Origin of the sequence: Zhongshania antarctica, assembly GCF_014202945.1 — a bacterium.
Taxonomy (GTDB): Bacteria; Pseudomonadota; Gammaproteobacteria; order Pseudomonadales; family Spongiibacteraceae; genus Spongiibacter; species Spongiibacter antarcticus.
In genome coordinates, this window is sequence record NZ_JACHHW010000003.1 from 367,941 (window position 1) to 382,333 (window position 14,393).

Annotated in this window: 12 protein-coding genes; 2 read left to right on the forward strand and 10 right to left on the reverse strand. The window is 47.9% G+C overall.

The window, feature by feature from the left end; all coding sequences use genetic code 11:
* Window positions 1–29 precede the first annotated feature (29 nt).
* Complete coding sequence (locus HNQ57_RS06750) at window positions 30–545, forward strand: glycine-rich domain-containing protein (RefSeq protein WP_221301605.1); 516 nt, start codon at window positions 30–32, stop codon at window positions 543–545.
* Window positions 546–556: 11 nt separating this feature from the next.
* Window positions 557–829 (forward strand): hypothetical protein, encoded by a 273-nt coding sequence (locus HNQ57_RS06755; RefSeq protein WP_184461827.1) that lies wholly within the window; start codon window positions 557–559, stop codon window positions 827–829.
* A gap of 133 nt (window positions 830–962) precedes the next feature.
* On the opposite strand, the gene HNQ57_RS06760 is transcribed toward HNQ57_RS06755, so the two are convergent.
* The 10 genes from HNQ57_RS06760 to gcvP all read right to left on the reverse strand — a co-directional run bounded on the left by HNQ57_RS06760 (window position 963) and on the right by gcvP (window position 14,390).
* Window positions 963–1,772 (reverse strand): hypothetical protein, encoded by an 810-nt coding sequence (locus HNQ57_RS06760; RefSeq protein WP_184461828.1) that lies wholly within the window; start codon window positions 1,770–1,772, stop codon window positions 963–965.
* Window positions 1,773–1,774: 2 nt separating this feature from the next.
* A complete protein-coding gene (locus HNQ57_RS06765; protein ID WP_184461829.1) occupies window positions 1,775–2,272 on the reverse strand; it encodes a hypothetical protein in 498 nt (165 codons plus the stop codon).
* 1,149 nt (window positions 2,273–3,421) lie between these two features.
* Entirely contained in the window at window positions 3,422–4,189 is a 768-nt protein-coding gene (locus HNQ57_RS06770; protein ID WP_184461830.1) for a metallophosphoesterase, read from the reverse strand.
* A 49-nt stretch (window positions 4,190–4,238) separates the two neighbouring features.
* Window positions 4,239–5,864: a TnsD family Tn7-like transposition protein gene (locus HNQ57_RS06775; protein WP_184461831.1), complete on the reverse strand. Its 1,626-nt coding sequence runs from the start codon at window positions 5,862–5,864 to the stop codon at window positions 4,239–4,241.
* On the reverse strand, window positions 5,846–6,811 hold the full coding sequence (locus HNQ57_RS06780) for a TniQ family protein (RefSeq protein ID WP_184461832.1): 966 nt from the start codon (window positions 6,809–6,811) through the stop codon (window positions 5,846–5,848). The genes HNQ57_RS06775 and HNQ57_RS06780 overlap by 19 nt, the downstream gene beginning before the upstream one ends.
* Window positions 6,808–8,223 (reverse strand): ATP-binding protein, encoded by a 1,416-nt coding sequence (locus tag HNQ57_RS06785; protein WP_184461833.1) that lies wholly within the window; start codon window positions 8,221–8,223, stop codon window positions 6,808–6,810. The genes HNQ57_RS06780 and HNQ57_RS06785 overlap by 4 nt, the downstream gene beginning before the upstream one ends.
* On the reverse strand, window positions 8,216–9,214 hold the full coding sequence (locus tag HNQ57_RS06790) for a type I-E CRISPR-associated protein Cse2/CasB (protein ID WP_184461834.1): 999 nt from the start codon (window positions 9,212–9,214) through the stop codon (window positions 8,216–8,218). Before HNQ57_RS06790 ends, HNQ57_RS06785 begins: the two co-directional genes overlap by 8 nt.
* A 74-nt stretch (window positions 9,215–9,288) precedes the next feature.
* A complete protein-coding gene (locus tag HNQ57_RS06795; RefSeq protein WP_184461835.1) occupies window positions 9,289–10,392 on the reverse strand; it encodes a hypothetical protein in 1,104 nt (367 codons plus the stop codon).
* Window positions 10,379–10,942 carry a TnsA endonuclease N-terminal domain-containing protein gene (locus HNQ57_RS06800; RefSeq protein WP_184461836.1) on the reverse strand — a complete coding sequence of 188 codons (564 nt, stop codon included), beginning with the start codon at window positions 10,940–10,942 and terminating at the stop codon, window positions 10,379–10,381. Before HNQ57_RS06800 ends, HNQ57_RS06795 begins: the two co-directional genes overlap by 14 nt.
* 574 nt (window positions 10,943–11,516) lie before the next feature.
* Window positions 11,517–14,390 carry an aminomethyl-transferring glycine dehydrogenase gene (gcvP, locus tag HNQ57_RS06810; protein WP_184461837.1) on the reverse strand — a complete coding sequence of 958 codons (2,874 nt, stop codon included), beginning with the start codon at window positions 14,388–14,390 and terminating at the stop codon, window positions 11,517–11,519.
* Between the last annotated feature and the right edge of the window lie 3 nt (window positions 14,391–14,393).

Consider the following 14,393-nt stretch of genomic DNA (forward strand, 5'->3'; position numbering starts at 1 on the left):
TTTAAATCCAACCTATAGGGAATATCGAAATGATGACTTTAAATCGTGTAGAAGTACTACCCGCTAATGCCGTGATGCTTGGCGAAAATACATTGCTAAGTTTCGAGGTTCAGTGCCTGAATTTTGAACGCCTAAAGCACAAAATGACGCAAACCGCTGAAAGTGAAATTTCGGAGGAGGCGTGGGACTTGGCGGAAAAAGAGTACCGTCGTTTTTTGACGTTAAAACAGCTCTACCCAGGCGTTTCGTTAGTGCCGAGCAAGCAGGTGGATCAAATTTGGCATGCGCATATTCTCGATACCCGTGCATATCGTGATGACTGTAATGCTGTTTTCGGGCGTTTCATTGATCATTATCCCTATTTTGGAATTTACGGTGACGACGACTCTCGCGCCTTAAACACTGCCTTTAATGAAACGGTGGCTCTCTATGAAAGCCATTTCGGGCCATATCCAGCGGAGAAAAATCCGATGCGCTGTGGTGATGATCATGCATGCCATGCTCCGAGCGAATGCGCGTGTCGTGTCCCAACGGCATGTAAATAGGAGGCTATATCATGGTGTTTATCAAAATTGAATTGTCAGAAGATGTGGTTTGGACTGAGCTGCTGCCAGATGGCACGTATGCAAAGACTACTGAAGGCGAAATATATTTGTCGTCAAATCATATTCCTTACCTGGTTGTTGAAAATAAAAGCTTGTCAATTTGTGTGGTTGCGACCGGTATGGGTGCAAATAATAAGACCACGGATCACTTTGATCTGTCATTTAGCCATACGGGAATGGGGGAGTACCAACGTATAAAACGCGATTTATTAGGAGGGCAGTGAGTGGTAGGTGTCCGGATTGCACTCAAAGTGCCGGGCACCGCTTATACTGTATAAGCGGCTCTATCGTTACTAGTTGTGCTGCTAAATAAATGTATGGCTATCAATTGGTAGCCATACATTTGCCTTCGTTTATTTATGGATTGTAGCCAATACCCACTCTCCCTTCAATTTCAGCGTCAGCCGCTTCCTGTCCAAAGGGGAACTGTAAGACAATATCGTCTTTATGGGTCAATAGGTCATGGAAATAAATATTGTAGAGCGTTGTATATGCAATCCGATTTTGGTGGTTCAAAGGTACCCCTCTTGGTGATTCACCAAACCCTTCATAGTGTAGGTTCTTTCCAAGTGCATGAAAAATTTCATGGATAACCAAACCAAGACTGACTGTACAGCTACGCCCTTCCACAGTTGGAGAGCCAATATTAACGCTAAGAGCAACCTGAGGCGCACCTGTTTCATCATACCAGTCAGGCTCATAGCTTACACTGCTATCTTTTGCTCCAACATGCCCGCAGTTGATCCCGTCCGCTTCATCACCAGGCCCTCGTGCAGTACCCTCACGGAAAATTAGACCGTAATTAATGCTTGCAGGATCTACCCCAACTAAGCTTTCTCTATCGAAAAGCTGGCGACCTAACTTCTCCTCAATAATATCGAGAGCCTCCTCTACAAAAGAGACACCATTTATTTGCACCGGGATAAATTTATTTGATGCAGGGTCTACATCCCATCGCTTCACCCTGTCGGTTACTGCTCCAAACGTTTCTGATTTAACTTTCGCATAATTAGTTGTCATGCTAATGTCAGTTGCACGTACAGCATCGCCGACATTGTCCCAAGTTGGATCAGGATCCCAAAGTTTACGACCTGAATCGTCACCCCCGCAAGCAACAAGCAGAAATAATGCTGATCCGGTTAACAGTTTAGATAAAATACGAATCATGATTAATATACCTCTTTCACGGAGTTGACTAGGTCTTTGTATCTTTCTGATCCAGTAAACAGCCCATAAGCTTTCTGGCCTGATTTCATTAAGAAGATCTCCGCTTCAATCATTCGAGACAGACCAAGTGTCGACACCAGCGTCTTATAAACCTGGCGAGGTTTGGCGGTGTAATAGCCAGCCATCACATTTCTGTATGCACTATAGTAAATATAATCTTCGACATCTTGGCTCGCATCGTATGCAGGGATTTCATACAGGCTCACACCAGGAATCAACGCATTATATGAGACGCATCCCATGACATTTGAAACCTCGCAGGACTTCGTAGGAATTTCTCCGTCATAAGGCCCATCATAAATTTGCACACCAAGGCGATCTGCAACCAGCGAGACCTGATCGATAGAATGCGTTTTTGCAAGTGATTCAGCACTGATGAAATCACCAGCTGATGTAGTAAGAGAGGTTAATACCCCCAAAAATAATAGTGTTTTTTTCATGTTTTTAGCTGTTCCTAATATTTGCAAGCTGTGTTGGACTTCCTTGGCTACTATAGACACCTAGCACACTGATTTTGAGACCGTTTCCAATGCCGCCTGACTGGCGCCACGGAGGTGAATTTGGCATCGCGCTGGATTGTAAAGTATTTAGATATAATCAAAAGTATTTCTGCATGTTATATCGCTTTTTTATAGATTATTTTCTTAATATGATTATTTTTTAAACAATTTAAGGGCTTCTCGGCGGCATTGTCTTAACAATTTCTTCGGTGGCTTATACTTGGTTTTAAGTGATGCGTGGACTTCCTCGGGCTCTCTGTAGGCGTGATTGATCAAGCATTTGAGCGTGTTTTAGCAGTAAAGGCTACGGGCAATTATTCCTGCCAACAGTTAATGAATTTGAAATTTATTGGTGTTTATGAGGCCAATGAAACGCCCGTTAGCGATTGGTTTTAATAGAGGTACGATCTGAAATGGTATTCAGAATACTCTGCACCAGTTTTTCATGTTGCAGAGATACTGATTTCTATGCTGCTAATCAACTATTGGCTTCTGTAAAGCTCTGTTCCGCAGTGGTTGAAAGAGAGAATGCGTCTTTTGTCGTTGTGGGCGAGTAGACCCCAGTTTTTAATGCTTATTGATCCGCATTGCGCACATTTCAATCCATTGCTGGTCTTGCAGTCCGGGTGCTTGAGCATATAGTCGCTGAGAATGGGCGCTTTTTTCCATTTAGAGTTAATGCGACTACGAGTTATTAGGATATAGGTCAAAAATATCGCTACCAGTGGGAAAAAAATAATTTCCATAAATAACTTCCATGTATTTCATTCAAGATGCATCACTATATTATCTGATATTAAGATTTGTGAAAATTGTAAATACAATTTTTTTATCAAAAAGTAAAGATAATTGCTGCGAATTCCTAATGGATATTTAATTATGTCGAAAAAGGCGATTTCGATGATCACTGGGTTATGGACAAGAATATTTGGATCTGAAAAGTTGGATGCCGGTCTTAATCTACTTGCCTGTGCTCTTTCGACGATCGCTACTAATCCGCTCCTACCCAATCCCACAGTGAATAGCTCAACCCGCTGTATACAGCTGCTGCCTCTTTGCATGATTTATGGGGTACAGAAGTCATGCTATTCAGATTTCCACGATCAAGTCTGGGTTGAAGTCATCTGGCTCCGATGTCCCCGGGTAGCCCATAGGATTGCATAGCACTCGCGTGCCATAAACAGAATAATCGGCAGCATCGTGCATATGGCCGTGTATCCAAAGCTCAATATCGAAGTTGGATATGATGTCAGTTAGATCGGATGCAAATGCCGGCGTTAAGTGGTCTCTGGCAAATTTGGGGTGAATTGAGTTCCTGTGTGGCGCGTGGTGCGTTATCACAACGGTCTTACCACTCCATGGTTTTGAAAGTTCGCTCACGAGCCAGTACTTGGAACGATTGTGTACCTTCTGAGCATCCTCAGGTGCGAAAAATTTATACGGCGACTGATAGCCATGCGTAATCAGGCGATGATCGGACAAGCCATACTCTGCATAACCCTTTGCGATTTTGGGTTGGCCAAAAACGTTGTAGTCAGTCCAGAGTGTGGTGCCCAGAAAGCGCGTATCATCGATTATGTATACGTCGTTTTGTAGAAAAACCACATTGCGGGTTTCCTTTGCGAGGGTACGCATTTCGTGCTCAAGCGTGCTTATGTTGTGGGTGTAGTACTCGTGATTACCAGGTACGTACAGCACTGGCTTTCCCAGTGTTGCTGCCCATGTAATACCTGCAAGACCTATGTCGATGTCACCCGCTAAAATGATCATTTCCGCGTTTTCTGGGATAGGGTGCCAACCGCGTTTACCTCTGTAAAATTCGTGGTGATCATCACTACGTACGTGTACTTTTGTCATGTTACTAGCCCCTTGGGTCGGCAGTTTTACGTTCGCATAGCTTTCTTAGTTACCGGGTCTGAATGTTTTTCAGCCATTTTGAGGGTGCCTTTAAGCGGGTCATATCAATCTCGCCATCGTCTATTGCCTTTTTAAGCCTCGCTCGGGTTTGAGGGAGCTCGTTGAGTTCGTCGTAAATACGGTCGTGTAATTCGGCTTGGCGCCGGAGATCCGTCAATGTGAGAGGACGTTTCACTTTGGCGAGGATTGCGTCGATGGTGAGGGTCAGCTGTTCATCTCGATTACTGCGGTCTCTGCGCGTTCGTCCTTTTTTCTTGGACTTAGGTAATGTGCTTTCTAGCCATTTCTTATCGTGGCGATAAAGCCACATCCATGAACGATAGCACGCCGCCCGTACCTCGGTTTTAGTGCCCTGCGGGTATACGCCAAAATAGTTTGAAAGCGCTGTGCGGTGGTGTAGCTGCCTAGCCGCGAATCTCGCAGCCTTTCTGTTGGCAACGAGTTGCGGTGTCTCCTCGATGATTTTGCAGATCGTTGCTTCGTGAAGCCCAAGCTTTGCGCTTATCTCCTCTAGTGAGTCATTTTTTTGGGCAAGGCTGAGTATGTTCTTGCGATCGGTGGCGGTGAGGAATTTTGGCCTTCTCGATACGGGGAGTCCGTGCTCATTGGCAATTTTAATAATCATTGCGGGCGATAGCTGAGTAGCATGCGCTATACGGCGCCGAGATAAGCCACTACTCAGCATTCTAAGCGCCGTTGCAGTTGAGTCTAGGTTGTCGGACTTTGACCGCTTAGGCCGTTTTCTAGCCGCTGGTGGCGAAATCTCGTAAATAGCCTCTAAGTCTCCGTCAAACAGCCAGCCGCTAATCAACAGGTGTTTTATCGGGTGGCGAAGGCGTGACGTTGATCCATGTAAAATCTGCGGCAGTAATCGTAATGTTTCAGACAGCAGGCCTACTAGTTCCGAGGATTTCTCCTGCCTCCAGTAGTGATAGAAAGCCTCTTCAATCGCGTGGTACCTGATATGTTGGCCAGACGTTGCCATTTGCATCGTCTGAAGCTTCCACCAGTATCGTTGCTGTACATCATCCAACCAGCCACGGGCTCGCGTTATGCGAATAAGGTCTTCTGCTAATTTTGAAATTGTAATATCGCTCGTAAGTCCTGGGCTTGGGTGTTCCTGCTTGTCATCTAAATGCTGAAGTTGTAATGCGTGCTCGGCGCAAGCCGTAAATCCGGGCAATTGGTGGATTACCAAGCGCCGGTTAATACCGTACTTTGAAATGTCGTTGCTTATACATTGGCCGCAATAAAACGGTTTGGCAGCGATCTCAGGGGTATGGATTAAACCACCCACTGCAGTCGAGTTAGCTCTGGGTGAATTCAGTAGCCTTTGTTCCATGCGTTTTCTTGTATCCCCATCGGTAAAGTAAGCGAACAATGGATAGGCAGTGTGGTTATGAAGTAGCTCCGCCTTAGAAACGCCGATATAGCGGCCAAATTGAGCGATTCTAAACGGCGTGAATGGGTGAACTGTGCGAATAGGGGCGTCAAATAGGGTTCTCAGGGTCGCGCGCTTGGACGTATTGCAGCTAAGCCAATGGTACCGCTCTACGAAGCCTGCAACGGACTCGTTTGGTAAGAGCTGCGGGATGTTTATGCGGTTTTTTCGCATAAGGCGGAATCAGAAAAAGACTCTGCGGCGAACATCAGCAACAGGTAGTAAATGGGATGGCGAACACGGCTAGAACTGCCGTAAAAAATGGCCTTGATGAAATTGGGCCTAGGAGAGCCCCGAAACTGGGTGTCACCGCCGCGGTAGTATAGAAATGTACGGGCTAAGGTTGCTTCCCCCACTAAGTGTTCAACAGATTGAAGGAGCTTATTAATCTCCGCGACTGAGTGCGGTGTTTGCTTCATCGGAATACTTAAAGCACTGCGCAAATCCGCAATCGTTGTTTCTAGATGGCTGTGTTCAGTGTGTAAAAGCTTTGGTACGTTGCTTAACAGCCAGCTTTGAAAAGCCGTGGGAGAGGTGGTGGCAGTAATCCCCTTCACGCACTCGCATGGAGCAGCCGGCAACGGCAAATCATTTAGTGTGGAATAGACTGTCCCGCAGGCTTCGCATCCACTCCATAGTGGTATGCGGTGGGTGGAGCAAAACGCTAGGGCCGGAATCTGATGCTCGGTATGCCAGTAGGCGGTGCCAAATTGTTTGATATCGCTCACAACGCAATCAGGGCAGCTCTGCCATGCTTTATCGAGTACAACGATACGGTCATTCTGAACGTGTTTTTGAATTTCGCTAGTGGAGCGGCCTGCTGACCATCGCGCCAGCCTCGACTCTATCAGCGTTTTTGGGGTTGCTAAGCGGTAATAGCCAAATAGGGAATGCTCAGATAGCAGTCGTGACAATGCGTCGTCACCGTGCTGTATGGCAGCGGCAATGCTGAGCTCAAATGTTTCATTGAATATATCCTGTGCCTTGAAGGTGCCCAAAGGAATGCCGAGTATAGATCGCGTATTCTGCGGATTGAGATTAGCGGAAAGCCGGTGATAGCGAGCAATACGGCTGTATAGGTGTTCGTTCGGTAAAAATGTGACCTGGCGGAAGTGAGTCATGGAATCTGTTCGCCCTCGATCAATACACTGCCTAGCCAGTCCTCGGCGCCAGACTGGAGCTTGTCCTTCAGTTCTAGAACCATTTTCCGGTCGCGGTCACTCAATTCCGTTTCAGCGATCCCATTTTCGATATGATTACTGAGATGCGTAGCTGCAGCACCTTTGAATTTTTGGCTGCGTACCACAGATAACAGTTCTTCAATATTTCTGCTTGAGTTCTTATCCCTCAGTAGCTCATCGCACCGCATTAAGTCTTCGTAGCCAGCCGTGTCTCCCGTTCTTAGTGCTGAAAGTGCTTGTCGGATCAGACCGAACTCTTGTTTATAAACGCGCTTTAGCAAAGCTTCGTCGATCACCTCATGCCCAGTGGTAATGGCATGTTGGTTAGCCAGCTCCATTAGCCGAAACAAACAAAATGGAATACCAAGTGAAAGCTGGTACAGCGTATTTTGTAATGATGCCGATAACTTAAGTGGATCTTTTACCCACTGGTAGCGCCAAGCGGCTTTCATAAGGTATTCCCAAGCTTCAGAATCTTGGCTGTGCTGTTGGATTTCGATGAGTCCTGAAGTGCCCGCGCGTCGGCTGGATCGGAATTGACCACTGAATATACGCAATGCCGCTGGAGTTCCTATTTTAATGATGGGTACCTTTACGATATTCGCGAGGTAATCAAAAAAATTGAGGATGGCTTCTTTACCGCCTGACTTGCCAATATTTAGGTTCTGGAACTCATCAATAATGATTGCGCCTAGCATATGGTTCGCGGATATCGTCGCGATTGCTTGCTGCATATCGTCAATCTTCACGCCTTTTCTGCCATATTGCTGGGCGTAGTTGGTTTCGAGCAGGTCATCAAATTGGCGAAATATTTCTAAGCACAGCGCAGACCTTAATGCGTCGTGTGGCATATCAACACAGATATAAACGAGCTGCCTAAAGATAAAGGGTTTACCCTGATACTCGGTATGGTCGATGACCTGCGGAAATCCTTTTAGAAATCCATTACGAATAGTGGTTTTTCCGCCGCCGGATATTCCCGTGATCATCAATGTGTCTGCGGTCGTTTTTTCCGAAACAGCGCTGTTCTTCGCAATGTCGTACGTCCATTTCGTTGTTTTTGGCGTTAAGGGGTTTTTGTCAATATAGCCAGATTTAATCAATGTATAGACTCGCTGATAGACAGTATAGAACTCGGCGGTGGCGACAACGCATCGACCTAAGCGGCTACTCGCGATCATCCTTTCGTGGTCAGGCAGTTCTCGCTCTTTTGATTTAATTAGTGGGAGGTGCGAGACACCTCTTGTAAACTCTTCTGACTCGAGTAATCTTGGCAGCGCTTCTGCTACAGGGTTGTTGCTTAGCTCGGCTAAAACCGAGGGTGTATATAGTGCATTTGCAATTTTAATCATCGTCGTCCCCGCTAATTAGCGAATCCAGTGCTTGGCTGATGTTTTTCTGAGATTTGTTCGGCGCGACGTCATGCGCCGCCGAGCGATTTTTAGCGGTGATTTGTTCGGTTGGGCCTGGTTTTTTGTTGGATTTGTTGGCAGCTTTGCCTAGGATAGCCGTTTCTATCGAGGCTTCCGTTTTCCGGTTTTTGCGTATGTTTTGGCCGCGACGTTCGGCTTTAACTATTTTCGGTATCTTTTCCTTAGCTGACGTGACGATATCCCTGATCTCAGTATTCAATGTAGCTTTCGCGCTTCGAAGCTCTTGCGCTCGTTTTTTTATCGCGTATGTTTCTGCTTTAAATTCTAGCTCCACTTCGTCGAAAGTTACTCCGATAAAACGACGTGACCTCTCTTGTAAATATGCAGTATAGAATTTTTTGTCTATGACTAGTGTTATGGTATCGGTAGTGTTCTTATCGAAGAGGCAAACGACTTTAGGCGATTTATTTCCAGCGGGCTTGCGATCCTGAAGTCCATTTTGTAACGTCCAGTCACAGTTGTACCAAAGGCCTTTGAACTTTACGCCTTCTTTCTTGATAGTTGCCATGCCCTTACTCTTTAGACGTGATTCGATATAGTCTCGTGGATATGTTTTAGGCCCCCCGCGTTCACGACAGCCCCAGCGCCAAAGTGCGAGAGGTTTCGGAATCACACCATCTTCGCGCATGTCACGGTCAAGTTTGTCATACGATAACTCAATGTTTTTATTTCGGAAGAGCGCTAGATTAATTAGTATTTTATAAAGATCATCAATAGTTAGGATTGCACGAAACCGCGATTCCGTGAGCCCCTTGTCATTTTGCTTCGAATGCTGAAAACCAGGAAGTTTACCTTTCAAGGCTCTGTGGAAGGCTGGAAATCCACCTTCCACGAGGCCTTTGTCGTCGCCACGCCGCGCACGAGTGAATCGAACACTGCAGTTAAACTGTTGTTCTAGGAGTTCCGACATTTCTGCCCTCAGTTCAGCGTTATCACCTAGTAGTTCATCGGGTACGCCATATGGCCAGTCTTCTTCATTGATGTTTATTCCATACCGCTGACAAAACTCACCTTAGGCAAGAAGGCGTTCAGCAGTGCCTGTCTCATACCTTCCCAACTAGGTGGATTTAGTGTTAAGTGGATACCTACAACTAAATTGGAATGTACGTCGTAAACCAAGTACAGCGTAGGACTTCCCACGCAGAGGCCGGTTATTGAAAAGCGGTTAGCGACAAGCACTACATCGAATGGGGTTTCGTCAATTTGGAATAGTTCACCAGGTCGGTTGATTCTTTCTATGGTGGCAGTGCGGCCAGCGTGGTCTTTTTGGTAAGCAGCTGCTGTTACTTGGAATTGTCTCGGATACTTCTTTTGTTCGTCGAAATATTTCCGTGCGTGATAGTAAAACTGGCTGTAACTAGGAATATCATCATCTGACCAGGCGACCACTTTTTTTCGTCCATTCGCCGCAACTAATAATGTAGAGTATTCCAAATCGAGCATTTCATCGTATGCTCCTTGTAAGGTCATTTGCTCCTCGATTTTCCTGGTAAGTACATATTTATTAAGAAATCGTCGAATTTTTGCTATGTCCTGTTCAGTTATTGCGCGCCCGACGAATGGGCTGTTTTTACGTTTGGCACCGACTTTACGTGCATTCTTGCCAGGAGAGGTAATACCTACTTGGCTATAGTCACCCAAAAGAGCATTGATTGTTTGGCCGCCGTAAAACCACATATTCATGAGTCTTACGATAGCGGTGGGTTGCATGCCTGTTTTTTGTGCTACCTGCGCAACGATGCTCCGGCCGTAGCGCGGGAACATATACCTATGAATCTCACTAATTATTGGCGAAATAATCTGGTAGCGTTCATTACGCTTCACTATTCTTGATGTTGTAAAGCTGCTGTCTTCAAGCAGGTGGTACGTTGGAATGTCGAGTTGCGCCTTAATGACTGCTTCCGCCTCCACTAACCCAGCAATCACCTTAAAAGGATACGGCTTTGGCTTTCGTTGCCGTTTTTCATCTAAGGGGAGTAAGCAGACTTGTTTGCTATGACGGTCGATGTACACGACGAGCATATTACTTGTGAAAGTTACTTCGACATTGGCTTCCGCCGGGACAAGCACAGAATTAACCGACAACATTTGATTTCAATCCAAGCGTAGCAGCAGACTTGTTCAGCAGCAGGGGCTGATTCCAATCCATCAATAAATGTTTATGCCAAAGCGAGTAGCGGAATATGCGATCTCCCTGATTCTCCTCAATTCCGGTCATTTTCGCGGCTTCGCGTATTAGTGATGACGCACGAACTTGTGGATTCTCAATAAGAAGAGCGCAGAAGGCGCGTACCCAAAGATGCGCAATCGGAATTAATGCTTCGTCTAGCTTCCAGAACGAGTGAAGCTTATGTAGTGTCTTTACAGGCTGTATACGCAACTTTGTATCGGTTAATACAGACCATTTAGTGTTATTTACCTCCCAAAATGCTTTCTCAATGGCGAGCTTCTCCTTAACCCGCTTTTTGCTTAATTGATTCTCTGGCTTGACAGCGATGGCAATGATTTCGCCAGTTTTGTAGCGAACGATTAAGTCTGACGGCATGACGGCGTACACATTTGTTACTGGATATCGTGGGTGTCTGATACCCAGCGACACATCTTTAATGATCTTTTTGTTTCTGTGAGGCTTGTCCATGACCGCTTACATTCACGCTGATTTCAAACAGCGTATTGTCCTCCAGGAGACTACCGCTGGGGCGATTCGCCCATGCCCGGTGTCGAACGCATGATGCTCGACAGAATCGGCGATGAAGTCGCTAGAGCCACGTCGATTGTTAGATATACATCGGTGTTCGTTCAGAGTTTTAAAACCCTGAAAAGGCCTTGAAGCTAATAGAGGAAGTTCGTACCTACCAACCGCAGGCAAAATTATATGGGTGCGGACTCAGTATTAGTTCTTGGTCACTAAAATGCTTTGATCTAGAGGAAGTCGCTAAAAAGGTCGCGCAGCGACCCGCTTTGGGCGAGGTAGATTAGACACATTTCGCGTTCAACCGTGTTCCTGAGGTGCCCGGCTTAGCGATTAACAGGTATATCGCAAAGTGCTCCGCAATCATAAACCTTGAGGTTTAGTGCAGATTCTTAATTGAATCAAAGAGTTGCAGTCGTAAAAACTACAATCTTTAATCCAATTAAGACGCTCAATTTATACAAACTTATTCCAATTTATACAATCTTTAATCCATGGAGACAACGGGAGGGATTTGAAGCTAAAGATAGCTTTCAATTGGTGGGCAGGAGCAGATTAAATTGCGATCACCGAACACATTGTCGATACGGTTTACGGTTGGCCAGTACTTATTGTCACGTAGGCTCGCAACCGGAAATCCAGCCTCTTCTCTTGAGTAAGGACGATCCCAGTCTGCGGCAATGATATCCGCTAAGGTGTGGGGGGCATTGACCAGCGGATTGTTGTCAGTGGGGAGTTGTCCGCTTTCGACACGGCCTACTTCGCGACGGATATGAATCATGGCGTCGCAGAAGCGATCGAGCTCGCGTTTGGATTCGCTTTCTGTTGGCTCAATCATCAATGTGCCCGGTACAGGGAAGGACATGGTTGGCGCGTGGAAGCCGTAATCCATTAGGCGCTTGGCAATGTCTTCTTCGCTAATGCCAGTGCTTTCCTTTAAGGGGCGCAGGTCAATAATGCACTCGTGGGCGACACGGCCATTGCGGCCGGTGTAAAGCACGGGGTAGTGGTCATTGAGGCGAGTGGCCACGTAGTTGGCGCTCATTATCGCCACTTGCGTTGCTTTCTTTAGGCCCTCGGCGCCCATTAAGGCAATGTATGTCCACGATATTGGCAGTATGCCCGCGCTGCCGTAGGTGGCGGCAGAAACTGTGTCGTTGGTGATTGCTAGGCCTTCTACCGGAAATACCGGGTGGCTTGGCAGGAACGGCGCAAGATGCGCTTTAACGCCAATCGGGCCCATGCCGGGGCCGCCGCCGCCGTGGGGAATACAGAAGGTTTTGTGCAGGTTTAGGTGCGAAACATCGGCGCCGAATTCACCTGGCGCAGCCAAGCCGACAAGGGCGTTCATATTGGCGCCATCGACATAGACCTGACCGCCGTGCTGGTGGGTGATGTCGCAAATTTCGCGAATGCCTTCTTCAAATACCCCGTGGGTTGAGGGGTAGGTCACCATTAGTGCCGACAGTTGTTCGCTGTGGCGTTCGGCTTTGGCACGCAGGTCATCGATATCGACATTGCCTAGCGCGTCGCAGCCAACAATCACCACGCGCATACCCGCCATGGCGGCAGAGGCAGGGTTGGTGCCGTGGGCTGAGCTGGGAATTAAGCAGATGTCGCGATTAAAGTCGCCGCGGCTTTCGTGGTAGCGCTTAATGGCGAGCAGGCCGGCGTATTCACCTTGCGAGCCCGCATTGGGCTGCATGGAAAATTTGTCGTAGCCGGTGCAGGCAATCAGCTGCTGCTCGAGTTCGTCGACCAGTTGCAAATAACCGGCAACTTGGCTGCTGGGTGCAAAGGGGTGGATGCGGCCGAACTCCGGCCACGTTACGGGCAGCATTTCGGTGGTGGCATTGAGCTTCATGGTGCACGAGCCCAGTGCAATCATGGAATGATTGAGGGCGATGTCTTTGCGCTCAAGGCGATTCATGTAGCGCAGCATTTCGGTTTCGGAGTGGTACTGATTAAACACCGGGTGCGTTAAATAGCTGCTGTGGCGCTGAAGCTCACTTGGGATGCCCGGTAATGCTGAGAGGCCTTCGTCGATTGCGGCTACCGATGGTAGCGCTTTGTCGCCGGCGAAGACCGCCCACAGTTTTTCAATGTCGGCAGCGGTGGTGGTCTCGTCAAAGCTAATGCCGAGTTCGGTTGCGCCGCGGCGCAAATTAAGCAGTTCGCTTTCAGCCTTGTTTGCTAGCTGGGCAGCTTTATCACCGCACTGCACGGTGAGGGTGTCGAAGAAGTTGGTATTGCTGGCAAAGCCTAATTGCTTGAGGCCCTCGGCAAAAATACCGGCCATGCGGTTGATGCGCAGCGCGATGGTTTTAAGGCCATCGGGGCCGTGATAAATAGCGTAGAACACCGCCATGATCGCGAGCAGGGCTTGGGATGTACAAATATTGGATGTCGCTTTTTCTCGACGAATATGTTGTTCCCGAGTTTGCATGGCCATGCGCAGGGCTTGGTTGCCACGGCTGTCTACCGAAACGCCAATGATGCGGCCGGGAATAGAGCGCTTATAGCTGTCGCTGGTGGCAAAGAACGCGGCGTGGGGGCCGCCAAAGCCCATGGGTACACCAAAGCGCTGAGTATTGCCGACCACAATGTCGGCGCCTTGCTCGCCGGGTGGTGTGACCAGTAGCAGGCTCATAATGTCGGTGGCGACTACCGTTAATGCGTCTTGGGCTTTGGCCGCAGCGGTAATGGGACGTAGATCGCGGATCTCGCCATTGCTGGCGGGATTTTGAATCAACACGCCAAAACAGGAGGTGCTGGCTAGCTCGCTTTCAGCATCGCCAATATGTATTTCTAAACCCAGTGGCAGGGCGCGGGTTTGCAGTACAGCGAGGGTTTGAGGATGGCAGCTGCGATCCACAAAAAACACATTGCTCTTGTTCTTGCGCACGGCGCGTTTGCTCATTGCCATGGCTTCGGCGGCAGCGGTGGCTTCATCAAGCAGCGAGGCATTGGCGAGTTCGAGGCCGGTGAGGTCGATAATCATTTGCTGGAAATTGAGCAGGGCTTCAAGGCGGCCCTGGGCAATTTCTGGCTGATAGGGCGTGTAGGCGGTATACCAGCCTGGATTTTCTAATACATTGCGCAGAATGACCGGCGGGGTAATGGTGTCGTAGTAGCCCATGCCAATAAAAGATCGGGCAATTTGGTTTTTGCTGGCGATCTCGCGCAGACGATTCAGTGTCGCAGTTTCGCTTTGCGGCGCAGGTAGCGGCATGTCGCCGCGCAGGATGGCGGCAGGAACCGTTTGCTTAATTAACTCGTCTAAAGAACTTACGCCAAGCGCGCTCAGCATCGCATTGGTTTGCTCGTCGTCTGGACCAATATGACGTCTCAAGAAGTCACTGCTTTGGGAGAGGGCGTTAAGATTGTGGGTCATGCG